Source organism: Actinosynnema sp. CS-041913 (genome assembly GCF_050942485.1).
Classification (GTDB): Bacteria; Actinomycetota; Actinomycetes; order Mycobacteriales; family Pseudonocardiaceae; genus Actinosynnema.
This window is the reverse complement of sequence record NZ_CP192037.1, coordinates 5,096,126-5,121,271: the sequence shown is the minus strand read 5'-3', so window position 1 is coordinate 5,121,271 and position 25,146 is coordinate 5,096,126. Positions and strand designations below refer to the sequence as shown.

17 protein-coding genes are annotated in these 25,146 nt (G+C 72.6%); 7 read left to right on the top strand and 10 right to left on the bottom strand.

Translation table 11 applies throughout. The annotated features are described in order from the left end of the window. Positions 1-77: 77 nt before the first annotated feature. From ACQPZF_RS23520 to ACQPZF_RS23500, 5 genes are all read left to right on the top strand, one after another. A complete protein-coding gene (locus ACQPZF_RS23520) occupies positions 78-2,948 on the top strand; it encodes an AfsR/SARP family transcriptional regulator (protein WP_433260203.1) in 2,871 nt (956 codons plus the stop codon). Positions 2,949-3,112: 164 nt separating this feature from the next. Further along, positions 3,113-3,544 carry an SRPBCC domain-containing protein gene (locus tag ACQPZF_RS23515; protein ID WP_433260201.1) on the top strand — a complete coding sequence of 144 codons (432 nt, stop codon included), beginning with the start codon at positions 3,113-3,115 and terminating at the stop codon, positions 3,542-3,544. Further along, positions 3,534-3,908 (top strand): ArsR/SmtB family transcription factor, encoded by a 375-nt coding sequence (locus ACQPZF_RS23510; protein ID WP_433260199.1) that lies wholly within the window; start codon positions 3,534-3,536, stop codon positions 3,906-3,908. Before ACQPZF_RS23515 ends, ACQPZF_RS23510 begins: the two co-directional genes overlap by 11 nt. A 150-nt stretch (positions 3,909-4,058) precedes the next feature. After that, positions 4,059-4,769: a DUF899 domain-containing protein gene (locus ACQPZF_RS23505; protein ID WP_433260197.1), complete on the top strand. Its 711-nt coding sequence runs from the start codon at positions 4,059-4,061 to the stop codon at positions 4,767-4,769. Positions 4,770-4,843: 74 nt separating this feature from the next. Further along, complete coding sequence (locus ACQPZF_RS23500; protein WP_433260195.1) at positions 4,844-6,151, top strand: MFS transporter; 1,308 nt, start codon at positions 4,844-4,846, stop codon at positions 6,149-6,151. 235 nt (positions 6,152-6,386) lie between these two features. Here the strand turns inward: ACQPZF_RS23500 and ACQPZF_RS23495 are convergent, their stop codons facing one another. The 9 genes from ACQPZF_RS23495 to ACQPZF_RS23455 form a co-directional block, all read right to left on the bottom strand. Then, positions 6,387-6,725 (bottom strand): hypothetical protein, encoded by a 339-nt coding sequence (locus tag ACQPZF_RS23495; RefSeq protein WP_433260193.1) that lies wholly within the window; start codon positions 6,723-6,725, stop codon positions 6,387-6,389. A gap of 501 nt (positions 6,726-7,226) precedes the next feature. Next, entirely contained in the window at positions 7,227-7,550 is a 324-nt protein-coding gene (locus tag ACQPZF_RS23490; protein WP_433260191.1) for an AzlD domain-containing protein, read from the bottom strand. Further along, the gene (locus ACQPZF_RS23485; RefSeq protein WP_433260189.1) at positions 7,547-8,296 is read right to left on the bottom strand and encodes an AzlC family ABC transporter permease; all 750 of its coding nucleotides are present in this window, start codon (positions 8,294-8,296) and stop codon (positions 7,547-7,549) included. The genes ACQPZF_RS23490 and ACQPZF_RS23485 overlap by 4 nt, the downstream gene beginning before the upstream one ends. 1 nt (position 8,297) lies before the next feature. Beyond that, complete coding sequence (locus tag ACQPZF_RS23480) at positions 8,298-13,460, bottom strand: amino acid adenylation domain-containing protein (RefSeq protein WP_433260187.1); 5,163 nt, start codon at positions 13,458-13,460, stop codon at positions 8,298-8,300. 28 nt (positions 13,461-13,488) lie between these two features. Beyond that, positions 13,489-16,971, bottom strand: a complete 3,483-nt coding sequence (locus tag ACQPZF_RS23475) for an amino acid adenylation domain-containing protein (RefSeq protein WP_433260185.1) — start codon at positions 16,969-16,971, stop codon at positions 13,489-13,491. Beyond that, entirely contained in the window at positions 16,968-19,745 is a 2,778-nt protein-coding gene (locus ACQPZF_RS23470) for an amino acid adenylation domain-containing protein (protein WP_433260183.1), read from the bottom strand. Before ACQPZF_RS23470 ends, ACQPZF_RS23475 begins: the two co-directional genes overlap by 4 nt. 115 nt (positions 19,746-19,860) lie before the next feature. Further along, on the bottom strand, positions 19,861-20,691 hold the full coding sequence (locus ACQPZF_RS23465) for an SDR family oxidoreductase (protein WP_433260181.1): 831 nt from the start codon (positions 20,689-20,691) through the stop codon (positions 19,861-19,863). Next, a complete protein-coding gene (locus ACQPZF_RS23460) occupies positions 20,688-21,392 on the bottom strand; it encodes a thioesterase II family protein (protein ID WP_433260179.1) in 705 nt (234 codons plus the stop codon). The genes ACQPZF_RS23465 and ACQPZF_RS23460 overlap by 4 nt, the downstream gene beginning before the upstream one ends. A 334-nt stretch (positions 21,393-21,726) precedes the next feature. After that, positions 21,727-22,020 (bottom strand): hypothetical protein, encoded by a 294-nt coding sequence (locus ACQPZF_RS23455; protein ID WP_433260177.1) that lies wholly within the window; start codon positions 22,018-22,020, stop codon positions 21,727-21,729. Positions 22,021-22,095: 75 nt separating this feature from the next. On the opposite strand from ACQPZF_RS23455, the gene ACQPZF_RS23450 reads away from it, so the two are divergent. Next, positions 22,096-23,091: an Lrp/AsnC family transcriptional regulator gene (locus ACQPZF_RS23450; protein ID WP_433260175.1), complete on the top strand. Its 996-nt coding sequence runs from the start codon at positions 22,096-22,098 to the stop codon at positions 23,089-23,091. A 36-nt stretch (positions 23,092-23,127) separates the two neighbouring features. Here the strand turns inward: ACQPZF_RS23450 and ACQPZF_RS23445 are convergent, their stop codons facing one another. Continuing rightward, positions 23,128-24,096 (bottom strand): carbohydrate-binding protein, encoded by a 969-nt coding sequence (locus ACQPZF_RS23445; protein ID WP_433260173.1) that lies wholly within the window; start codon positions 24,094-24,096, stop codon positions 23,128-23,130. Between the two features lie 362 nt (positions 24,097-24,458). Here ACQPZF_RS23445 and ACQPZF_RS23440 point away from each other — a divergent pair, with 362 nt between their 5' ends. Beyond that, the gene (locus tag ACQPZF_RS23440; protein WP_433260171.1) at positions 24,459-25,118 is read left to right on the top strand and encodes a peptidylprolyl isomerase; all 660 of its coding nucleotides are present in this window, start codon (positions 24,459-24,461) and stop codon (positions 25,116-25,118) included. Positions 25,119-25,146: the final 28 nt, after the last annotated feature.

The window sequence follows — 25,146 nt, the reverse complement described above, 5'->3', positions numbered from 1 at the left end:
GGCGCACGGGATAGTGGTGGACCGGCCGCGCCATGCGGCCGGGGGAGTGCGCCGACGGGGGCAGGGTGGAGTTCGGGTTGCTCGGTACGCTCGTGGTCGCCCATCGGGACCGCGAACTGGTCGTCAGCAGTGCGCACCAGCGGTGCGTCCTGGCGTTGCTCCTGCTCGAAGCGGATCGGGTGGTGTCCGTCGACCGACTGGTCGACGTGCTGTGGAGCGATGACGAAGTGCCCAAGACCGCGCGGAACGTCGTGCAGGGGTGCGTCTCGGGTCTCCGGCGGCTGCTCGCCGCCGATCCCGGCGTCCGCCTGGCGCACCAGCCGCCGGGCTACCGCCTCGTGGTCGACCCGGAGCGGGTGGACCTGCACCGGTTCCGGGCGCTGCGCGGACAGCCCGGCGACGGCGGCGACCGGGCCGCGGTGCTCCGGCAGGCGTTGGACCTGTGGCGTGGTGAGCCGCTGGCCGACGTGGCGGCGCCGGGCCTGGCGGCCGTCAAGCAGACCCTGGTCGAGAGCCGGCTGTCCACCCTTGAGGACTACGCCGACCTGGAGCTGCGAGCCGGCCGGCACGGCGGGCTGGTCCACGAGCTGACCTCGGCCGCGGCCGAACACCCGTTGCGGGAGCGGCTGCACGGCCTGCTCATGCGCGCTCTGCACCGGGCGGGGCGGCCCGGGGACGCGCTGAAGGTCTTCCAGGACATCCGGGTCGCGCTGAGCACCGAGCTGGGCGTAGACCCCAGCGCGGAGCTGCGCCGCCTGCACGGGCAGGTCCTGCGCACCGACCCGGAGCTGGACCCGCCTACCCGGGCCGCGGTGGGCTCGGCCGCGGTGGGCTCAGTCGGGGTGGGCTCGGCCAGAGTGGGCGCGGTCGGGACGGGCGCGGTCGGGGTGGGCTCGGTCGGGATGGGCGCGGTCGGGGTGGTCCCGCGTCAACTGCCGCCGGACCCGGCGGGGTTCACCGGCCGCGGGGACGAGCTGGCCGGGCTGACCGCCACCCTGGACGCGCGGGCGCGCGAAGGGAAGACGGTGGTCATCTCGGCGATCGGGGGCGCGGGCGGGATCGGCAAAACCTGGCTGGTGCTGCACTGGGCGCACCGCCACGCCGACCGCTTCCCGGACGGCCAGTTGTTCGTGGACCTGCGGGGCTTCAGCCCGGAGGGGCAGCCGATGACGCCGACCGTGGCGACCCGCGGCTTCCTCGACGCCCTGGGGGTGGAGGTGGGCCGCATCCCGCTCGACCCGCACGCCCAGACGGCGCTGTTCCGCACCCTGGTCGCGGACAAGCGGCTGCTGGTGGTGCTGGACAACGCCTTCGACGCCGCCCAGGTGACCCCGCTGCTGCCCGGCAGCGGGTCCTGCACGGTGCTGGTCACCAGCCGCGACAAGCTGCCCGGCCTGATCATCGGGCACGGCGCCCACCACGTGCCGCTGGACGTTCTCGGCGCCGCCGCGGCCCGCGACCTGCTGGTCAACCGGCTCGGCGCGGCACGGGTGGCCGCGGAGCCGGCGGCGGTGGACGAGCTGATCGCCCTCTGCGGCGGCTTCCCGCTGGCCTTGAGCATCGTCGCCGGCCGCGCCCACACCCGGCCGCGGTTCTCGCTCGCCGCCATCGCCGCCGAACTCCGCGTCAGCGGCATCGACGCCCTGGACGACGGCGACCCGGCGGCCAGCCTGCCCGCCGTCCTGTCCTGGTCGTACCGGGCGCTCAGCCCCGAGCAGGCCCGGGTCCTCGCGCTGCTGGCGACGGCGCCCGGCCCGCACACCAGCCTGCCGGCCGCCGCGAGCCTGTGCGGGCTGCCGCCGGGCAGGACCACCGCGGTGCTCCGCTCGCTGGAACGCGCGTCCTTGCTCACGGTCGACCCGGCCGGCCGCCACCGGATGCACGACCTGATCCGCCACTACGCCGCCGAACGCGCGGAGCACGACGTCACCGCCGGGGACCGGAGCGCCGCCCTGCGCCGGGTCGTCGACTTCTACCTGCACACCGCCCACGCCGGCGACCGGCTGCTGAATCCGGTGGCCAGCAGCGTGGAGTTGGACCCGGCGGTGCCCGGCTGCCGGCCGCAGCCGCTGTCCGACGACGCGGCGGCCCTCGACTGGTTCGACACCGAGCACCCCTGCCTGCTGGCGGCGCACCACGCCGCCGTCGCCGAAGGCCTGCACCAGGTCGTGTGGAAGCTGGCCAAGGTGCTGGAGACGTTCCACCGCCGGCGCAGCCGCCTGCACGACAGCGTCACGCTGTGGCGGGCCGCCCACGCCGCCGCCGGCCACCTCGGCGACCCGGTGGTGCGGACCGTGACCCACCGACACCTCGGTGGCGCGCTGGCCAGGACGGGCCGGCCGGCCGACGCGCTCGACCACCTCCACCAAGCCGCCGCGGTCGCGGACCGGATCGGCGACGCGCCCAACCTGGCCGTCGCCCACCTCGCGCTGGCCTGGGCCCTGGAGCAGCGGGGCGACGACCGCGAGGCGCTGGAGCACACCGCGCAGGCCCTCGGGCTGTACCGGCGGCTCGGCAACCCGGTGCGGGAAGCCATGGCACTCAACGGAATGGGCTGGTACGCCGCCCGGCTGGGGCACTACGACGACGCGCGCGGGCACTGTGAGGCCGCGCTGCTGCTCAACCGCCGCCACCGCCACCGCGACGGCGAGGCGGGCACGCTGGACAGCCTCGCCTACATCGACCACCACACCGGGCGGCACGAGGCTTCCGTCGCGAGGTACCGCGAAGCCCTGGAGATCTTCCGCGAACTCGACGACGTGTACCAGATCGCCGACAGCCTCGACCACATCGGCCTCCCGCACGCGGCCCTGGGACAGCACGACGAGGCGCGCTCGGCGTGGCGGGAGGCGCTGCGGATGTACCGGGCGCAACGACGTGACGACGATGCCGAACGCGTCCGAGGTCGACTCGCCGCGCTGGACGCCGGGCCGGAGCAGGACCGGTGACGGCCGGTCGTGCTCCGTCACCGGTCTGCCCCTCCTCGGCACGGGCTGTCCTGCTCGGCACGGGCTGTCCTGCCGGGCCGGGAGTCCGACGAGACTGGTGTTGACGCAACCGGGTGGTTGCCATAAAGTCGCAACCGTTCGGTTGCTACTTACTGGAGGCTGTCGTGGGATTCCCTGATCACATCGAGCGGACCGTCGAGATCGCGCACCCGCCGGCCAAGGTCTGGGCCGCGATCACCACGGCCGAGGGCCTGAGCGCGTGGTTCGGCGACAAGGCGACCATCGACCTCCGTCCGGGCGGATCGGCCCAGGCGACGTGGACCACCGGCGACAAGGCCGAGATGCGGATCGAACGGGTCGAGGAGCCGACCGTGTTCGGCTTCACCTGGCACATCTACGGCCTGCCCGCGGACGACCCGCGCCGCACCTACGTCGAGTTCACGCTCGAACCGGTCGGCGCGGGCACGCGGCTGAAGGTGGTCGAGACCGGGTTCGCCCAGCTCTCGGAGGACGCGCACCGCGCGGCGTTCGACGGCAACACCAGGGGCTGGGCGAGCGAGTTGGGCGAGCTGGTCGACTACCTCGATGCCGCCTGACGTCGAGGCGGTCGCCGAACAGGTCTTCATCGCCCTGGCCGACCCGAGCCGGCGCGCGATCCTGGCCGCGCTCGCGTCCGGGGGTCCGGCCACGGCCACGGACCTGGCGGACCGCCTGCCGATCACCCGGCAGGCGATCGCCAAGCACCTGGCGCTGCTGGCCGAAGCAGGCCTGGTGACGGCCGAGCCGGGGGAGCGGCGCCGGGTCCGCTACCGGCTGCGGTCCGCGCCGATGCGGGTGGCGCAGCAGTTCCTGGCCGCGCTGGCCCGCGACTGGGACGGCCCGCTCGGCGCGTTGAAGGACCACCTCGACCGGTCCGCGGCGGCACCTCGACCACCCGAAATCCGAGGACATCGTGACTGAGCACGGATTCACCACTTCCTGCACCGTCGACCGGACCCCCGCGGAGGTCTTCGACGCCGACGCCCGCCCGCTCCTTCCCCATCAGGAAGCCGTCCTCCGCCACGCGCGGTGACCCTGCACGGAGACCTGGACCGAAAGGTGGAAACCACGATGAAGACACCCCCGATCGTCACGCCGCAGGAGTGGGAGGAGGCGCGCCTCCGGCTGCTCGTGAAGGAGAAGGAACTGACCCGCGCCCGGGACGCGCTGGCCGCGGAACGCCGGCGGATGCCGTGGCTGGCGGTGGAAAAGGACTACGCCTTCGAAGGGCCCGCGGGCCGGGTGAGCCTGCTCGACCTGTTCGAGGGCCGGCGTCAGTTGATCGTCTACCGCGCCTTCTTCGACCCGGGCGTGTCCGGCTGGCCCGACCACGCGTGCCGCGGCTGTTCCCTGGTGGCCGACCAGGTGGCCCACGTGGCGCACCTGAATGCCCGCGACACCACGCTCGCCTTCGCCTCGCGCGCGCCGCAAGCGGAGATCGGGCGGCTGAAGGCGCGGATGGGCTGGACGATGCCCTGGTACACCCTGACCGACGGGTTCGACGCCGACTTCGGCGTGGACGAGTGGCACGGCACGAACGCGTTCATCCGCGACGGCGACCGCGTGTTCCGCACCTACTTCGTCAACAACCGGGGCGACGAGGTGATGGGCGGCACGTGGGCGTACCTGGACCTCACCGCGCTGGGACGGCAGGAGGAGTGGGAGGACTCGCCCGAGGGTTACCCGCAGACGCCGCCGTACGAGTGGTGGCAGTGGCACGACGAGTACGGCGACAGCGTGCCGCCGTCGGCGTCGACCGGGTGTTGTTCCACCGACGCTTGACGGTGCGTTGCGGATCATCCTAACGTCGATCGGCGTCGAGCGTTTGCGTCCGATAGCCGAACTTCGGAGGCGGGATGTCCACCACCGACGCACCGGTGCCGGCGCCGCCGCGAGGCCGCTTCGCCAAGGTCCTGGCGGCGAGCGTGGTGGGCACGACGATCGAGTTTTACGACTTCTTCCTCTACGGCACCGCCGCGGCGCTGGTATTCGACAAGGTCTTCTTCCCGAGCGGCGACCCGCTCACCGGCGTCCTGCTGGCCCTGGCGACCTACGCCGTCGGGTTCCTGGCCAGGCCGCTGGGCGGCGTCCTGTTCGGGCACCTCGGTGACCGGATCGGCCGCCGCCGGACGCTGTCGCTCAGTCTGATCCTGATGGGCGGCGCGACGGTCGCGATCGGCCTGATCCCGTCCTACGCGGCCATCGGCGTCGCCGCGCCGCTCCTGCTGACGGCGCTGCGACTGGTCCAGGGGCTCGCGCTGGGCGGCGAGTGGGGCGGCGCGGTGCTGCTGGTCGCCGAGCACGGTTCGGCGGCGCGGCGCGGTTTCTGGAGCAGTTGGCCGCAGACCGGTGGACCGCTGGGCAACATGATCGCGACGGGCGTGCTGGCCCTGCTCGGCCTCGGTGTCTCGAACGCCGAGTTCCTGGCGTGGGGCTGGCGCATCCCGTTCATGCTGTCCGCGGTGCTCGTGGTCATCGGCGTCTGGCTGCGGCGGGCCGTGGAGGAGTCCCCGATCTTCCTGGCCGCGCGCGAGTCGGCCGGGGGCGCGCCCGAGCGCGCGCCGATCGCGACCGTGGTGCGCCACCACCGCAAGCCGGTGGCCGTCGCCGCGCTGGCGAGCGTGGGGGAGAAGGCGACCTACTACACGTTCAGCATCTTCCTGATCTCCTACCTGACCCAGATCGTGCACCTGCCGAAGGGCTCGGTGCTGACCGCCATCACGATCGCGTCGGTCTTCCAGGTGGTCGCGATGCCGGCGGGCGGGCTGCTCGCGGACCGGTTCGGGCGACGGCCGTGCGCCCTCGCGGTCGCCGTGCTGATCGCGGGATGGGCGCTGGTCGGGCTGCCGCTGGTGGACGGCGGCCGGTCCGGCGTCGTCACCGCCGTGGTGGTCGTCGGGCTCACCCTGCACGGGCTGATGACCGGCGCCCAGTCCGCGTTCTTCGCCGAACTGTTCCCCAGCGAGGTCCGCTACACCGGGGCGTCACTGGGCTACCAGTCCGCGACCGTCGTCGGCGGCTCGCTCGTCCCGATCGTCGGAGTGGCTTTGCTGCAACGGTTTCCGTCGACGGTTCCGGTCGCGTTGTTGCTGTGCGCCATGATCGCGTGCACCGTGGTCGCGTTCCTCTGGGCGGGTGAGACCCGCGGTCGCGACCTCGGGTGAACAGCGAGCGTGCGAGGAAGAACGCGGCGATGCCGGTCGCCCTCACCAGCAGGACAGGTAGTGCTGCGGGCCTCGTCCGCGTTGCCCGCCCTGCAGCCCGCACCACGTGCGATGCACACGGGCCCTTGGCCCGGTCGTCCACCGGTGGACGACCGGGCCAAGGGCCACGTCCGTGCTCGGACACGTCACCAGCCCGACTCGACGCCGGTACGACGGAAACGTGCGCTACGAGCCGTCACGTACGTTCGTCATCCGGCTCGTACCACACGTACCGGCAATCATTCCCGCGTATGGCATCCCAGACCTGCGAGCCGGACTGACAAACGATGTACCTCGGAAGCAGGTCCAGCTTGGGGTGGATGACGAACGGATCCGGCTTCAGGTTGGGACTCTCCTCCGGCTCGCACCCCTCCGCCTCGACGTCGTTACCGTGCCACTCCACGGGCCAGCACGAGTATTGTTCCTGGGCCTCGGCCCCGACGGTGGTCGAGGCCGAGGCATACGCCGGCGCACCCAGGCCCAGCGCCATCGCGGCACCACAGCAGACGATCTTTCCAGCCAGTTGACGCAGCATGATCCCTACTTCCTTCGCTCGCGCAGGATTCGCCGCCCCACGGACGGCACCGGAGGGATCGACCGCCCGATGGGGTTCATGCCGATCACAACCGCCGTTCACCACTCCACTCGCTGAAACCCGACGAACGTGGCAAGGCAACGCCGCCACGACTACTCGCCGTGGCTATTGAGCCGAAAGTGTTCGGTTGCCTACATGATTTCGGTTGCCTACATGATGACGTAGCGGACGTGCGGGGCCTGGAAGTAGCCGCAGACGAGGTGTGGCCGGTGTTGGCGGCGTGGGCAAACCCCACGACAGGGGGCGCGACTGACCGTGAGTGGCTTTATCTGCGGCGATCGCGTCGTTTGAGGGACGTGGGCCTCGGCCAGGCGGCCGGTCCGGTATGCGCACCATAGTTGCGCAAAACCAACTCCAGCGAGGTCCGCGCTACACCGGGGCGTCACTGGGCTACCAGTCCGCGACCGTCGTCGGCGGCTCGCTCGTCCCGATCATCGGACCTCAGGTGAACAGCCATCGTGCGAGGAAGAACGCGGCGATGCCGATCGCGCTCACCAGCAGGAAGCGCTTCGGCATCAGCAGTCCCGCGACCAAGGTGGCGGTCCCCCCGACGAGATACGGGTTGGCGAGGGTGAACTGGATCCCGTCACCGGTGGGCATGAGCATCGCGGGCACGACCAGGGCCGCCAGCACGGCCTGCGGGGTGTAGCCCAGCAGGCTCTTCAGCAGCGGCGGCATCTCCTTGCCGTCCAGCAGCACGAGCGGCAGGTAGCGCGGCAGGAAGCTGCACAACCCCATGCCCACGATCAGCAGTGCCAGGCTCATCCTTCGACCTCCTCCGAAGTGCGGCGGAGCCGCTGTTCGATCCGTTCGCACGCGGTGCCGACGGCGGCTCCGACGACGGCGGCCAGGACGACGCCCAGGTTGTAGGGCAGGCCTCGCGCCAGCAGCACGGTCAGGCCCGCCGTCACGACCACCGCGATGACCCGCCAGTTGGCGAGGCTCGCCGCGAGCATGGCGACGAACATGGCGGTCATCGGGAAGTCCAGGCCCAGGCCGGCCAGGTCGGGAATCGCCGAGCCGAGGGTGGTGCCGACCACCGTGGACGCCATCCAGGTCGTGTACATCGCGGCGGACGCGCCGATGAAGTACAGGTGCTTGCGCCGCGTGATGGTGCCGTTCTTCAGCTTCTCCAAGCCGACGAAGAAGATCACGTCGATGAGGCCGAACCCGAGCAGCACCCGCCAGCGGTGCGGGACGTCCCGCACGTGCGGCGTGAGGATGGTCGAGTAGATCAGCATCCGCAGGCCGAGGATGAGCGTCGTCAGGATGATCGTCGGCCAGCCCGCGCCGTCCGCGATCAGCGCGATGCCGACGAACTGCGCCGTGCCCGAGTTCACCGCCATCGCCAGGCCCAGGGTCGACCACGCGGACAGGCCGCTGGTCAACCCCAGCACCCCGCCGACGATCCCCAGCGGGATCGCCGAGAGCAGGAAGGGCGCCATGCTCCGCACGCCCTCCCACAGCTCCTGGCGCACGGTGGTGGACGCTTGTTCGTCCGGTGTGCCCATGTCAGTCCTCCGTCCCGGCGCGGGCCTCGCGCCACCGGTCGGCCACCAGCCCGGCGACCCGCGCCGGGACCGAGTGGCAGAAGTAGTGGCCGCCCTCGCCCACCTCGGTCACGCGGAGGTCGTCGGTGAACCGCGACCACGCCGCCGACCGCCGCTCGAAGTCCGGCGTGAGCGGGTCGTCGGTCGCGTAGACCACGGTCAGCGGAGCGCCCAGCCGGTGGTCGTCCGGTGACTCCACCGCGGTGGCCAGGTATTCGTTCGCGGTGCCCGAGTCGTGCCGGAAGACCTTGGCCACGAACGCCGCCTGCTCGGGCCGCAGCGCGTCGAACCCGGTCAGCCCCGTCACGTCGACCAGCCACCGCACGACGTCCTCGTCGGACATCGCGCCGACCTGCTCGACGCCCCGCCGCGCGACTTCCGGGCTGTGCAACACCTTGCCGCCCGCGAACACGTGGACCGGCGGCGCACCGCCGGCCGCCAGCAACCGCGCCGTCTCCAGCGCGAGGGCGGAACCGACGCAGTGGCCCCACAGCATCACCGGGCCGGCCACGGTGGCGCGCACCTCGTCCGTCACCCGGCGGGCGACGTCCCGGATGTCCATCGGCGGCTCGTCCGGGTTGCCCGCGTCGTGGCCGGGCAGCTCGACGCCGTACACCGCGACGTCGCCGGCCGCGTCCAGCGCACGCGCCAGCGGCTCGAAGTTCACCGCGTTGCCGCCCGCGTACGGGAAGCAGACCAGCGCGCACCCCGCCCGTTCCGGCCGCGCCGAGAGCGGGTGCAGCAGACCGGTCTCCGCCACGGAGACGGCGGCGAGATTGCCCTCGGCGACCGCGCTGAGCGCGTCCAGCCTGGAGTTGCGCATCAGGTCCGTGAGGGACACCAGGCCCGCCAGCTCCATCACCACGCGCATCGCCGACAGCGAGCTGCCGCCGAGCAGGAAGAAGTTGTCCTCCACCGTCACCGAGGCCTGCGGGATGTCCAGCACCCGCGCCCACGCCTCGGCGATCCTCCGCTGCACCGCCGTGGTGGGCAGCCCCGCCGAGTCCTCGGCGGTCTCCGCGGCGACCGGAGTGCCGAACGTGCGCCGCACGTGCGGACCGAGGACGTCCAGCCCGTCCCGGGTACGGCGTCCCCGGACCCCGGTGGGCACGCGCTCGGCTCCGTCGGTGAGCACGATGTCGCCGGGCGTCCAGGCCGGGACCGGCAGGCCATGCCGGTCGACCACCTCCGCGCGCCACGGCCTCGCCGGGTCGGTGACCAGTTCGGCGGGCGCCGCGATCGGCCGGGCGACCTCGGTGATCTCGGCGTCGGACAGCAGCGACACGAGGTGGTGCGCCTCGGCCGGGTCCGTCGTCATCCGCTCGAACGCGGTCACGTAGTAGCCGCCCATCCGGGCGATCTGCCACGGCTCGAACAGGTGCGCGTGGTAGTGCAGGCTGAGCCGGACGTCGTCGGAGGCGAAGTGCCGGGAGAACTCGGCGCGCAGCACGAACTCCGTCTCCGAGTTGGCCCGCACGTCCAGCAGCGCGAAGCCGGGCAGCTCGTCCAGCCGCTTGAGCAGGGTGAAGTGGGTGAAGTTGAAGGCGGTCTCGAACAGCGGCTCCTGCGTGCCGAGGTCGTGCTTCACCTGCGCCATCGGGTAGCGGCGCGCGGGCAGCAGGTCGGTCTCCGACCGGTACACCTGCCGGACCAGGTCCTCCCACGACCCCTCGGCCACCCGCACCCGGAACGGCACCGTGTTGAGGAACAGGCCGATCGCGCGGGTGGCGTCCTCCGCCTCCGGGCGTCCGCTGTGCTCGTACCCGGTGATGACGTCGTCGTCGCCGGAGACCAGCGCCAGCACCTTGGCGTGCGCGGCCATCAGCACGTTCTTCACCGGCACCGCCAGCCGGTCGGCCAGCGCGACGATCCGGTCTGACAGGCCGCGCGGGAACCCGACCTCGTGGAACACCACCGGGAACACGTCGGCCTGCGCGGACCGGCGGGTGCGCGGCAGCTCGGTCGGCCCGCCGCCCTCCAGCAGGTCCGCCCAGTAGGCGCGGTGCCCGTCGTCCGCCAGCGACGCGCGTTCGAGCGCGACGTAGGTGCGGGCGTGGTCGGCCACCTCGGTCCCGGGCAGCGGACGCCCGTCGAGCAGCCGGTAGTAGAGGTCGAACAGGGTGGTGTGCACCAGGGTGATGCTCCAGCCGTCCAGCGCCGAGTTGTGCTGGCTGAGGCTGTACCGGTAGAGGTCGTCGGCCAGCACGTGGACGTGCAGCCGCACCAGGCCCGGCTCGCTCCACACGAACCGGTGCGCCTTCTCGCGTGCCGCCCAGTCCTGGTACCAGGCTTCCTGCTCGGCTCCGCCCATCCCGCGCAGGTCCGCGATCTCCAGCGGCAGCGGGGCTTCCTCGTGCACGAGTTGCAGGTACTCGTCGAACCCGGTCAGGTGGTAGCTGGTGCGGAAGATCGGGTTGCGCCGCACCAGGACGCGCACCGCCTCCTCGAACCGCTCGGGGTCGAACGGGCTCTGGATCAGGTAGCTGAGGATGTCGTGGTACTCGGCCGTGCCGTGCGAGAGCTCGCTCTGGAACACCAGGCCCGCCTGCAACTGGGTCAGCGGGTAGGCGTCCTCGATGCCCGCGGGGACGCGCTCCCGGTCGGCGGGGGTCAGCAGCTCGAACCGGCCCACTACCCGCTCGGTGACCTGAGCCCCTTCGGACACGCTGCGCGCCAACGCGGACACCGTGGGGTTGGCGAAGAACTGCTGGAAGGTGAACCCGATCCCCACCGCACGCGCCTTCGCCAGCACCGTCACGAAGTGGATGCTGTTGCCCCCCAACGCGAAGAAGTTGTCGTGCACGCCGATCCGCTGATGCCCGAGCACGTCCGCCCAGATCCGGGCCAGCTCGATCTCCACCGGGGTGCCCGGCGCGACGTGGTCGGTGGTCGTGCCGGTCGGCTCGGGCAACGCGCGTCGGTCGAGCTTGCCGTTGGGGGACAAGGGGAACGCGTCCAGCGCGACGATGCGGGACGGCACCATGTAGTCGGGCAGGGTCACCGCGAGGTGCGCGCGCAGCTCGGACTCGGCGACCGCGGCCGACGACAGGACGTAGCCGCGGAGGACGGCCTGGCCGTCGGGCGCGGCGCGCGTGACGACCACGGCGTCCTTGACCGCCGGGTGTTCCCGCAGGCGCTGTTCGATCTCGCCGGGCTCGACGCGGTACCCGCGCACCTTCACCTGGTGGTCCATCCGCCCCAGGTACTCGACCGTGCCGTCCGGCAGCCACCGGGCGAGGTCGCCGGTCCGGTAGACGCGGTCCTCGCCGGCGTGCGGCGCGGCGACGAACCGCTCGGCGGTCAGCTCGGGACGGCCGAGGTACCCCCTGGCCAGTCCCACGCCCGCGATGCACAGCTCACCGGGGGCGCCGACCGGCTGCGGCCGTGACCGCCCGTCCAGCACGTGGATGCGGGTGTTGTCGATCGGCCGGCCGATCGGCACGCGCCGCTCGTCGCCCGCGCAGGCGTGGTGCGTCACGTCGACCGTGGCCTCGGTCGGCCCGTAGAGGTTCACCAGCCGGGCACTCGTGACGACTTCGGTGAAACGGTGGACGTGGTGCGGCGCAAGGGCTTCACCGCTGGCGAACACCTTGCGCAGGGTCGCCAGCCGGTGCCCTTCACCGGCCGCCGCCACGAAGTCCAGGAACCCGCCGAGCATCGACGGCACGAAGTGCGCGGTGGTGACGCCGACGCGCTCGATGACCTCGACCAGCTTTTCGGGGTCGCGCTCGACGCCCGGCTCGGGCAGGCACACGGACGCGCCCTCGAACATCCACCAGAACAACTCCCACACCGACACGTCGAACGAGGTCGGCGTCTTCTGGAGGATCACGTCGGCGGCCGTGATCGGGTACGCGCCCTGCATCCAGCGGATGCGGTTGACCACCGACCGGTGCTCGACCTGCACGCCCTTGGGATGGCCCGTGGAGCCGGAGGTGTAGATCACGTAGGCCAGGTCGCGAGCGTCACCGGTGACGGTCGGCGTGCCGGTGTCCGCCGCGTAGTTGCCCTCGTCTTCGAGGTCCAGCGTCTCGACCCGGTCGACCAGCCCGGCGTGGCGGCCCCGGGTGAGCACCAGCGGAGCCGCGCTGTCGGCCAGGACGTAGTCGATCCGGTCGCGCGGGTAGGCCGGGTCGATCGGCAGGTACGCGCCGCCCGCCTTGAGCACGGCGTAGATCGCGACCAGCAGCTCGGTCGACCGGTCCGCCAGCACGGCCACCAGGTCGCCGGGCCCGACGCCGCGTCCGCGCAGGGTGTGCGCGAGCCGGTTGGCGCGCGCGTCGAGTTCCGCGTAGGACAGCGAGCCGACCACCGCCACCGCGTCGGGGTTCTTCGCCACCTGGCGGCTGAACAGCTCGTCCAGGCGCACGGTGTCCTCGAACGGCGTGGCGGTGTCGTTGGCGCGGGCGATCAGCGCGCGGTCGGCGTCGGTGCGCAGGTCGAGGTCGGACAGCGGGGCGTCGGGCTCCCCGCTCGCCCGCTCCAGCAGCGTCGCGCAGTGGGCGAGAAGGCGCAGCGCCTCGTCTTCGGTGTGCCGGTGCCGCAACTCCAGGCGGAGGCCGCGAGGTCCCCGCGCGAACGCGAAACCGGTCGGGAAGGCCTCGCTCGTGGACCCGACGGCCACGTCCGCGAACGGGTGGCCGGTCGCGTCGGCGGATCCGCCGAACCCGTCGGCCGCGCCGAACTCCTCGGCGAGCAGGTCGAGCGGGTAGTCCTCGTGCTCCCACGCGGCGAGCAGCCGGGTCCTGGCCTCGCCGAGCAGCCCGCGGAACGTCGTGTCGGCGGTGAGGGACAGGCGCAGCACCACCATCCCGGACAGCGACTCCGGATTCCGGGCCGGCGTGGCGAGCACGCAGTCCTCCGCACCCGTGTAGCGGTGCAGCAGCGCGCCGACGGCGGTCGCCAGGACGGCCCGCAGCGCGGTGTCCCGGCCGCGGGTCACCTTGTCCAGCCACTCGGACACCGGCCCGTCGAGGTCCAGCACGGCGACGCCGCCGGGACCTCCACCGGCGGGGAACCCGGCGCGCTCCGCCAGGGAAGCCAGTTCCGCGCGCCAGAACGCGCCTTGCCGCGGTCGCCGGGCGGCGGCGACCTTCTGCTGTCCTCGGGTCTCTAACGATTGCATGGTTCCCCCAGCGGTCGAAGCCGGTCGTTCAGAAGTCGAAGTCGAGGTCGGGCAGGTCCACCGCGCTCACCGGGGCGCGGTGGTCGAGCGGGGCGTCCGGATCGGCCAGCACGGCGTCCAGCAGCGCCGGCAGCTCGTCGCGGAACAGCTCCGCGGTCGGCCGTTGGAACAGGCTCGTGCGGTACCCCCAGCGGGCGGTGAACCCCTCCGGGGCGTCGTCCACCTGGAGTTCCAGGTCGAAGATCGTCCGGCCGGTGGCCTCGGGGGTCCAGCGCGGGGCGCGGCCGAGGAAGTCCACTTGGTGCAGCCCGGTGTCCTGCACGGCGAACAGGGTGTCGAAGAGCGGGTGGCGGCTGCCGTCGCGGGCGCCGAACTCCTGGGCCAGTTCCTCGAACGGCTGATCCTGGTGGTCGGCGGCGGCCACCGCGTGGTCGGCGGTGGCGCGCAGGTGCGTGCGGAACGACAGGTCGCCGGCAAGGCGGAATCGCAGGCACAGCGTGTTCACGAACATGCCCTGCACGCGGTCCACGCCGGGCAGGTGGCGGCCGGACACCGGTGTGCCGACCGTGATGTCGTCGCTGCCGGTGATCCGCGCCAGGAATGCCGTGTAGCCGGCCAGCAGCACGTGGAAGGGCGTGCAGCTCTCGGTGCGGGCCAGTTCACGGACGGCGCGGCTGCGTTCGGCGCCCAGCGGGAACGTGAGGTGCGCACCCTCGGTGCGGCGGTGTGGCGGCCTGGGCGCGTCGGTCGGCAGGTCGACCGGTCGGGGCGGAGGGGTGAGGACCCCGGTCCAGAACTCCCGTTGCTCCGCGGCGATCCGGCGACCCTCGTTCCCGGCAGCCCAGTGCGCGTAGTCGCGGTACCGCAGTTCGACCGGCGGCAGGTCGTCGCCGCGCAACAGCGCGGCCCACTCGGTCATCAGCAGCGTCAGCGAGATGCCGTCGGTGATCAGGTGGTGGATGTCCAGCCGGAGCTGCGTCCCGGTGGTCGACAGCCGCCACAGCGGCGCCCGGTGCGGGTCGAAGGGCTTCACCCACCCGGTCGACCACTCGACCGGAACCTCGTCGTGGACCCGTTGCCACGCGAAGCCGTCGTCGTCCAGCACGACGTCGGTGCGCAGGATCTCGTGCCGTGCCACCAGGGTGGCGAAGGCCTCCAGCACGCCGTCGACGTCGGGCAGGTCCACGACGACCGGCTGGTTGTACTGCGTGCCCTCGGGGTCCTTCATCTGCTCGACGAAGATCCGGCGCTGCTGCGGGGACAGCGGGGTGCGGTCGGTCGCGGTGCCGGGCCGCGGGCCGACGAAGCCCGTGCCGACGGCGGACCGGACGTGCGCGGCCACCCCGGCGACGGTGGGCGTGGCGAGCACCACCGACACCGGGCACGCGACGCCGAACCGGCTCCGCACCCGTGCCGCGAGCCGGGTGGCCGTGAGCGAACTGGCCCCGAGCCGGTCGAGGCTGTCCTGGACACCCAGCCCGCGCACGCCGAGCACCTCCTCCCACAGCCCGACCAGCACGCGCTCCACCTCGTCGGCGGGTTCCGCGCCGGGGGTTCCGAGGTCCGCGCCGGGATCGGGCAGCGCGCCGCGGTCGACCTTTCCATTGGCCGTCAACGGAAGCGCGGGCAGCACCACGACCCGCGCCGGGACCATGTGCGGCGGCAGCAGTGGCCGCACGGCTTCCCGGACGGCTTCCGGAGCCTCCTCGGTGGCGACGTACGCGCACAGGTAGGCGTCCGAGGACCCGGGCCTGTGGCGCGCCAGCACGACGGCGGCCCGGATCGCGGGATTCCGCAGCAGCGCGGTCTCGACCTCGCCCGGCTCGACCCGGAAGCCCCGGACCTTGACCTGGTGGTCGGTGCGGCCGACGAACTCGATCTCGCCACCGGGCAGCAGCCGCGCCCGGTCGCCCGTCCGGTACAGGACCCCGCCCTCCCGGAACGGGTCCGGCACGAACGCCCGTCCGGTCAGCTCGGGCCGGCCGAGGTAGCCCGACGCGAGGCCGTCACCGCCGACGTGCAGCTCACCGGGAACGCCCACCGGCAACGGCAGGCGGTCGTGGTTCAGCACGCGCGCCACGGTGTTCGGCACCGGCCGCCCGATCGGCACGCGGTCGCCGACCGGCTCGGTCACCACGTGGCAGGTGGAGATCACCGCGTTCTCGGTCGGTCCGTAGGCGTTCACCAGGCGCAGGCCCGGGTTCGCGCGCAGCACCGCCCGCGCCTGCCCGGCGCCCAGCACGTCGCCACCCACCAGCAGGTCCCGCAAGGGGCGGAACAACGCCGGGTCCTCGTCGGCGAGCTGGTTGAACAGCGCCGAGGTGAACAGCGCCGTGGTGATCCGCCGCCCGGCCAGTTCCCGCCGCAGCGCCGCGACGTCCAGCACGGTCTCCCGGTCGAGCAGGTGCAGGCACCCGCCGCCGATCAGCGTGCCCCACATCTCCCAGACCGACGCGTCGAAGCCGGTCGCGCCGACCTGCGCCGTCCTCGTGGTGGCGTCGAAGCGGACGTAGTCCACATTGGACACCAGGCGCACGACGCCGCGGTGCGGCACGAGAACGCCCTTGGGACGCCCCGTCGTGCCGGAGGTGTACATCAGGTACGCGGGCTCGTCGCAGCCGAACGCCTCCGCCGCCACGAACAGTGACCCGCCGGTCCAGTCGAACGCGGCAAGCTCGGCCGCGGTCAACACCTGGCGGGCGCCGCTGTCGGCGAGCAGGTGGGAGACCCGTTCGGCCGGGTAGCCGGGGTCGATCGGCAGGTAGACGCCGCCCGCCTTGAGCACCGCCAGCGCGGCGACCACCAGCGCCGGCTCGCGGTCGAGCAGCAGGGCCACCGGTTCCGCGCGCCGCAGGCCGTCCGCCCGCAGCCGCGCCGCCAGGAGACCGGCGCGGCGGTCCAGCTCGGCGTAGGTGAGCACGGTGTCGCCGTGCACGACGGCGGGTCGGTCGGGCGCGGCGGCGGCGTGCGCGGCGACCAACTGCTCGATGCGCCGGTCCGCCGGGTAGTCCCGCGCGGTGTCGTTCCACTCCAGCACGATCCGGGCGTGCTCCTCCGGCGTCAACGGGTCGACCTCGCGGACGGGTGTGTCCGGGCGCTCGGCGAGCACCGCCAGGACCCGGCCGAGATGCCGGGCGTGCCGGGCGACGGCGTCCGCGTCGTGCCGGTCGGGGTCGTGGTGCAGCCGCAGTTCCGTCCCGTGGACCGCCACCACCAGTTCGCCGGGGGGCACCGGGCTGTTCCCGGCGACCACCCGGAGCGGGAGCGCGGGCTCGTCGGTCCCGGACGTCTCGACCGCCGTGCCGACGGGCGCGTCCGGCGTCACCCGCAACCGCACGGCCCCGTGCCGCAGGTTGATGACCGGCGTCCGGTCACCGGTGTGGTGGTACACCAGCACCGCCCACGCCACGAGCACGCGGCTCACCGGGTCCGCCGACGAGCCGGCCGGCAAGGGGATCGCGACCGGCCCGGAGGCACGCGTGCCGGGCGCGGGCAACCAGGACAGGCTCATCCTCGGCCGCCGAGCACCGCGGCGAGGCCGCGCACGGTGGGGTTCAGGTACAGCTCGCGCATCGGCATCGCGGGCAGGTCCCGCTGCCGCATCGCCGCCGCGATGCGCACCGCGAACAGGGAGTTGCCGCCCAGGTGGAAGAAGTTGTCGTCCGGGCCGACCGCCGTGCCCAGCACCGACTCCCACACCTCGATCAAGGCCGAGGAGAGGTCCCGCACCACCCCGGACGACTGCACCACCCCGGACGCCGGCCCGGACGACGGTCCGGACGACGGCTCGGGCAGCCGGGCGGCGTCCAGCTTGCCGTTCGCGGTGAGCGGCAACGCGGACAGCGCCGTCACGGTCGTCGGCAGCATGTAGTCCGGCAGCACCTTGGCCGCCCGCGCGCGGACGTCCGCCGGATCACCCCCGGCCAGCACCACGTACGCGTCGATCCGCACGCCCGCCGCGTCCAGCGCCGCGTCGCCGCCCACCACGACCGCGGCGGCGCGCACCACCGGGTCGTCCAGCAGGACGTTGCGGATCTCGTCCAGCTCGATCCGGAACCCGCGCACCTTGACCTGGCTGTCCAGCCGTCCCAGGTGTTCCACCGTGCCGTCGGGCCGCAGCCGGCCCCGGTCGCCGCTGCGGTACATCCGCCCGCCGGTGAACGGGTCGGGGACGAAGCGCTCGGCGGTCAGCGGGGGACGGCCGAGGTAGTGCAGCGCCACGCCCTCGCCGCCGACGTAGATCTCGCCGGGCGTGCCGCACGGGACCTGCCGCCCGCGCTCGTCGAGCACGTGGACGTGCCAGCCGGGGAGGGCGGAGCCGACCGAGCGGGAGCCCGTCAGCGCGTCCCGGCGGGTGACGGTGTGCGCGGTCACGTGCACGGTGGTCTCGGTGATGCCGTACATGTTCACCATTCGGCACCGGGACTCCGGATAGCGGTCGAACCAGGACCGCAGCAGGCGGGTGTCCAGCGCCTCGCCCCCGAACACGACCAGCCGCAGCCTCAGCGGTTCGGGCCGGTGCCGGTCGGCTTCGGCGAGTTGCGCGAACGCGGACGGCGTCTGGTTGAGCACCGTGACGTGCTCCGCCGCGAGCAGGGCGCGGAACTCGTCGGGGGAGCGGGACACCCAGTACGGCACCACCACGAGCCGTGCCCCGGTCAGCAGGCTGCCCCAGATCTCCCACACGGAGAAGTCGAACGCGCTGGAGTGGAACAGCGTCCAGGTGTCGTCGGCGTCGAGCGCGAAGTCCGACGCGGTGGCGGCGAGCAGCGCGATCACGTTGCGGTGCGGCACGACGACGCCCTTGGGGCGACCGGTGGAGCCCGAGGTGTAGATCACGTAGGCGGCGTCGTCCGGACCGCGCCGGGGCGGGGCGACCGTGCCCTCGTGCCCGGCCAGCGCTGCCGGGTCGACCGCGTTCGCGACACCGTCCACAGTGGTCACGACGATCCGCAGGCCGGCGTCCCGGACCGTGTAGGCCAACCGGTCGGCGGGGTGCGCCGGGTCCATCGGGACGTAGACGGCGTCCGCCTTCAGCACGGCGATCATCGCCGCCACCAGGTCCGCCGTGCGGTCCAGGCAGATGCCGACCCGGTCACCCGGCCGGACGCCGTTGGCCCGCAGGCCCACGGCGAACCGGGTGGCCCGCGCGTCCAGTTCGGCGTAGGTGGTCGACTCGCCCTCGCAGGTGAGCGCGATCGCGTCGGGCCGTTCGGCGGCGCGGGCGGCGAACACGGCGTCGATCCGATCCGGCCGCCACGGCACCGTCCTCTTCGGCCCGCCCAGCCCCGCGAGCCACCCGACCTCGTCGCCGGTCACCAGTTCGAGGTCGGTCGGCGCGGGTTCGGGCCCGGCGGCGCACAACTGCGCGTAGACGTGCGCGACGTGCCGGGCGAACCGGCCCGCCGTCGCGGCGTCCACGTCCCGCAGCCGGTGGCGCACCTCCAGCGTGACGCCGTTCGCGTCCTCGCGTGGCACCAGGGTGAGCGGGAACGGCGCCGTCTGGCACGGCAGGTACTCGTCCGCGTCGATCGTCGTGGCGATGGCCAGGACCCCGACGAACACGCGGCCACCGCTCCGGTCGGTCAGGTCCCGGTACAACGCCCGATCGCACCACGACAGCGGACCCGAGGCCCCGTCGAGCAGTTCGACCACACTCCGCGCGCCCGAGGCGTCCACCACGAGCAGCGTGCGGCCCTCGAACGCGCCCAGCGCCCCGGCCGGCCGGTCCGGCAGACCGGTCACCAAACCCGCGACGGGGAACTCCTGCCCTTCGTACCGGCCTAGGACGATGGCTCCCGCGACCGCGAGCGTGGCGGGCACGTCGACCGCCTTCCCCGCCAGCGCGGTTTCCAGCACACCCGTGCGGTCGCCTGCCGTGCGGTCGCCTGCCGTGCGGTCGCCGGCGGCCCACTCGGCGGTGCCGCAGTAGTCGGCCTCACGCCACCTCTTCACGACCGCCGCGTCCACGGCCGAGGTTTCCGGCGGGGCGACGATCGAGACGCCGTCGGCGGGGACGCGGTCGAGCAGCACGTCCACGAGCAACCGCAACGACGCCGTGTCCAGCACCGCGCGGTGCGCCACCAGCACGAGGTCGGCGACACCGTCGGCATACCGCAACAGCACCGCACGCACCGGCGGCCCGTCCTGGGTGGCCGGTCGGTGCAGTTCGGCGCGCAGCCTGCGCAGGGCGACCGGCGAATCGGCGTCCACCGGGACCGGCTCACTCCACAGTGGACTGCGCGCGGTCTGTTCGAGCACGCGCGAGAGTCGGTTGGTGTCCACATCGGACAGCCGAATCCGCAACGCGTGCGTGTGGTCGGACGGTGGACCGTCCGTCGCTGACAGTCGATCTGCGGAACGCAGCATGAATCCCCCAGGATAGCTGTCCGGTTCTGGCTCAGCGGGCGGTGAAACCGCCGTCTACCGTGATCACGCTGCCCGTGACCTGCCGCGAGTCGTCGGAGGCCAGCCACACGGCGGTCGAGGCGATGTCGTCCGGCTCGATCAGCGCGTTCATCGGCTGTGCTTGGACGAAGGTCTCCTCGTGCTCGGCGACGTCCACGTCGAGGGAGCGGGCGATCTCCGACAGCATGCGGCCCTCGACCGACGCGTCGTCCCGGACCGAACCCGGGCACAGCGCGTTGACCCGTACCTTCAGCGGGGCGTAGTCCAGCGCGGCGGCCTTGGTCAGGCCGATCAGCCCGTGCTTCGCGGCGACGTAGCCCGCGAAGTGCCGGTAGCCGACCAGACCCGCGGTGGACGCGATGTTGACGATGCTCCCCGAGCGCTGCCCGGCCATCAGCCCGCCGATCGCGCGGATCGTCCGCCAGGCGCCCGAGAGGTCGACGTCGAGCATCAACCGCCACTCGTCCTCTTCGATCTCGTGCGCCGCCTTGCCTGCCGGCGCGGCGATGCCCGCGTTGTTGACGAGCACGTCGATCCGCCCGAACCGCGCGCGGGCGGTCGCAACCGCCTCCTCGACCTCCGCCAGTTCGCGGACGTCGACGTGGTGCGTCTGCACCGCGACACCCTCTTCCCGGCACAGCAGGGCGGTGTGGTCGAGCTGGTCGGCCGAACCGAGCGGGTAGGGCACGCCCGGCAGGTCGCGCGCCACGTCGAGCAGCACGAGGTCCGCGCCCTCGCGGGCGAACGCGGTGGCGCACGCGCGCCCCAGCCCCCGGGCCGCTCCGGTGATCACCGCGACCTTGCCGGCCAGCCGCGCGCTCACGACGCCCCGAGTTCGGCCGCGAGGTGCCGGAGGAGGTCGTCCGGGTCGTCGGACAGGTACATGTGACCGCCGGCGAACTCGACGCAGGCGAAGGCGCCGGTCGTGGCCGCACTCCACTGCGCGACCTGCTCGGCGCTCACCAGTCCGTCGTCACGCCCGCGCAGCGCCGTGATCGGGACCGACAGCGGCTTGTCGGACGCGGGCCGGTAGTTCTCGTGCATCGCGACGTCGGCCCGCAGCACCGGCAGCAGCAGTTCGCGCATCTCCGGGTGCTCCAGCGCCGGGTGCGAGTACCCGGCGAAGCGCTGGACCCGGGCGACGAACTCGTCGTCGTCGAGCCCGGTGGCGCGGCTCTCCCGCGCGCTCCACGGCCCCGGCGAGCCGCTGACGAACACCTTGGCGAGGGACACGCCGGCCACTTCGCCGAGCCGGTGGGCGAGGTCGTAGGCCAGCACGGCGCCCATGCTGTGGCCGAACAACGCGACCTGCCCGGCACCCGCGACCTGCTCGACCACCCAGGGGAGGACGTCGTCCACCGCGCGGGCGACCTCCGTGCCGGGCTCCTCCACGAACCGCTCCTCGCGTCCCGCCAACTGCGCCGCGGCGACCTTCACCCCCTCCGGTAGCCGCGACTGCCACGAGCCGAAGAACGACGCTCCCGCACCGGCGAAGGGCAGGCAGATCAGGACGGTCGGCTGCATGAAACGCCTTCCTTCACCCAGGAGGGTGCGCTGTCAGGAAATGTGCACGCCACCAAACGCGCTGTGCCGTCGTCTGATGGCGGCTTGATGTCACCGCAGGCGCGCCGGGATCCCGGAGGCCGCCCCATCGGCACTCCACGCAAGCGCGGCTAAAGGAAAACACCGGTAACGCGGTTCGTCAACCGGTCCCGTTCTGCCGAGCCCAGGTTGTAAACCCGATCGAATTGCGGTATTCGCGGCCGATGCCTGCACCATCGTGCAGGCCGGCCTGCCCCATTCGGAGTCCGGGTGCGCAGGTATTCGACGTAACGCGCGCACTATTCCAATCGACTCCTCATCGCCGACGGTGTCTCCGCTTGCCGTCGCCGAGCAGGAGGACGAGCGCCGAGTACGCGACGGCGTTGAGCGCGAGCAGCGGCAAGGCGACCGCGGCCGTCAGTCCACAGAGGACTGAAGTGGCGTCGGCGCTCCAGCCCCACAGGGTCGCCACCTCGCAGGTGGCGCCCAGCAGTCCGGAGCCGCTGTCGAGCAGCGTGCTGCCCAGGGCATAGGCGGGTGCGCCGAGGCCGGCGGCGGTCAGGCCGGTCCAGCCGGCGACGTGGGCGGCTCGCGAGTCCTTCCGGTTCATTTCCATGCCTCACTGTGGCCAATCGGTTCTACGCTGAGGTAGAAGTGCCGGAAAAGCGTCACCCGGGGAGGTTTGATGCGGGATTCGGTCGAGCACGACCTCGATGAGACGGACCGGGCGCTGGTCAACGTCGTGCAGATCGCGCCGCGGGCGTCGTGGGCGGAGATCGGCGCGGCGTTGGACATCAACCCGGCGACGGCCGCCCGCCGCTGGGGCCGGCTGTCGGATGCGGGGCTGGCCCGCGTGATCGCCTACCCGCGCCTGACGGCGTGGGCCCGGCACCGCTGCCTCGCGATCATCGAGGTGGACTGCGAGCCCGCGACCCGCGAGGAGGTGATCGCCGACCTGGTCCGGGTGCCGCAGATCGCCTCCGTGACGATCGCGAGCAGCGGTCGCGACCTTTACCTGACCGTGCTCACCGCGGACCTGGAGTCGCTGTCGGCGCTGGTGCTGAGCCTGAAAGGCGTCCGAGGCACCCGGACGCGCCTGGTGACGCGCATGTTCACGGAGGGCGGCACGTGGCGCCTGGACTCGTTGACCAGCGGTCAGCGCGCCGTCCTGCACCCGCCGCCGAACGCGACGGGCGTCCTGCCCGCCGCCGACCGGGACCTGCTCGTGGCGCTGGCGGACGCCCGGCGCAGCGTCGCCGACATCGCCGGGCTCACCGGCACCAGCGCGTCCACCGCCCGTCGTCGGCTGGCCCGGGTGGTGCGCGAGGGCGAGTTGTCGTTCCGCTGCGAGACCGCGCAGTCCATCACGGGGTGGCCGGTGTCGGCGAGCTTCTGGGCCAAGGTCCCGCCGCCCGAACTCCGCGCGGTGGCGACCGGTCTGACCGCCCTGCCGGAGATCCGCATGTGCGCGGCGGTGACGGGCGCGGACAACCTGGTGATCAGCCTGTGGCTGCGGTCGCTGGCGGACAGCCAGCGCTTCGAGGAGCAGCTCTCCACCCACTTCCCGACCCTCGTCGTGAACGACCGCACGATCGAGCTGCGCGCGGTCAAGCGGATGGGCTGCCTCCTCGACCCGGGGGGCCGCAGCACCGCCGTCATCCCGGTCGACCCGTGGGCCTGACCGGGATGACGGCGGGCGTCGCACCGGTCGATCCGTCTAGCTGGTGACCTGCCAGTAGTCGTTCGCCGACGGCAGGGCGAACGACAGGCCGGTGCAGCCGAAGTCGGTGCTCGACACGCTGCCCGGCGGCGTGACCGACGAATTGGACGTGGTCAGCAGGCTCCAGGTGCCGCCGACCTTGATCTGGATCCCGGCGGCGGAGAAGTCGGAGCCGGCCGTTTCCGTGCAGTAGTGCCCCTCACCGGTGGCGGGGTTGTAGTTCGTGTAGACCTCGAACATGCTCCAGCCGCCGTGCAGGTTGGTGAGCTTGGCGGGGTCGGCGCTGGTGAACAGCGCGTCCCAGGTCCCGGTGGAGTAGTTGTAGAGGTAGGCGGTCCAGGAGTTGGTCACCGGGTCGGTCTGCACGTCCTGCACGGTGTAGGCGGGCGGGCCCAGGAGCGTCGTCGTGTAGGTGCTCAGGAAGCTGCTGTCGATCCAGGCCACCGCCGCGAATCCCGGCGAAGCCGCGCACCAGTCCCAGGCGCCGACGCCGTTGCCGCCCTGCCAGTAGAACGTGGTCACCTCGATGCACGTCTTGCCGCTCGGGTCGAGCGTCGGGGCGTACACCACGTCGGGGTTGCCCGGCGACATGGCGATGTCCGGGTTGATGGTGTGCGTCGCCTGCGCCCCGTCGGAGGCGACGTTCGGGAACGCGCCCCAGACGGTGTGCAGGGCGCCGGTCCACGGCGGGATGCTCGCGACGCCGGCCGGCCGGTCGGCACGCGCCCGGTCGGCGTGGCGGGACTCGCCGAGCTTGCGGAACTGCTCGCTGACCACCGGGCCGACTGCGGCACTGGCCGCGTCACCGCGCAGCGCGGGCACGAGTCTGCCGCTGACCGGCGAATCCGGCGACGGGATGGCGACCTGGGCCGGCTTGTCCACTGTGGACGATGAGGCCACGGCCGGTGCGGCGGCGGCGGCGGACAACGTGCCGACGGCGAGCAGCGCGACGGCCGCCCGGCGCATCGGCGAACGGCGTAACCGGGGTGGTGATGAAGGGTTTGCCACGGTCGTCCTCTCGGTAGGCGAACCAACTCACCGCTCCTGGAGAAGGACGCAGCGGCACCTTTCGGTGTCCCCCCAAGGACATTGCGGTATCCGCAGCGTGCACCTCACCGGCGAGCACAGCTATAGGTCATCCGGCCGCCGCGAATGGTGAGCAAGATCACCCTTGCCGCGGCGGCAGTCCCGTGCGGTGCGGAGATCGCGCCTTCGACGGACTTCTACCGCGACGCCGTGCCGCGCAAACCGGAGGGCATGTCGGAGGAGGAGCCGAGTTCCCGAAGAGGAGTGGCGCGCACCACACCCGCGGGCGTTAGCCTCTGCGCATGGGAAGGTTTGCCGTATCCGCTGTCGTCCTGCTGGTGGCTCTCTTCGGCGTCGCGACCCCGGTCGCCGCCGCCTCGCCGGGGGAGGCCAGGCCGACGAAGCACTGCGAGTTCATCCCCACGCCGGACAAACCGGCCGCGAAGCCGGTCCGCCCGCCGCGCCCGACGGCGCTGACCAGGGGCACCGCGACCGCGGTCCTCCGGACGAACTACGGCACGGTGGTCATCGAACTGGACCGGTCGAACGCCTCCTGCGCGGTGCACAACTTCACGCACCTGGTGCGCGGCTTGTTCTACCACCACACCCAGTGCTTCCGGCTCACGAACTCGGCGCGCCTGGGCGTCCTCCAGTGCGGGGACATCTACCGGGTGGAGGAAGGCGGCCCCGGCTACCGGTTCGCCGACGAGGTGACCGGCCGCGAGACCTACCCGCGCGGCACGGTGGCGATGGGCAACCAGGGGCCCGGCACGAACGGCAGCCAGTTCTTCATCGTGCACTCGCACGCGAACATCACGCCCGCGTACAGCGTGCTCGGGCGCGTGGTGCACGGAATGGACACGCTCGACCGGATCGTCGCGGCGGGTATCGCCGACGGCGCGCAAGACGGATTGCCGAAGCATCCGGTGCGGATTCATTGGGCAATCACGGTGCCCTTCTGACCCTCGTCCGGTCGGTAGCGTGGGGTTC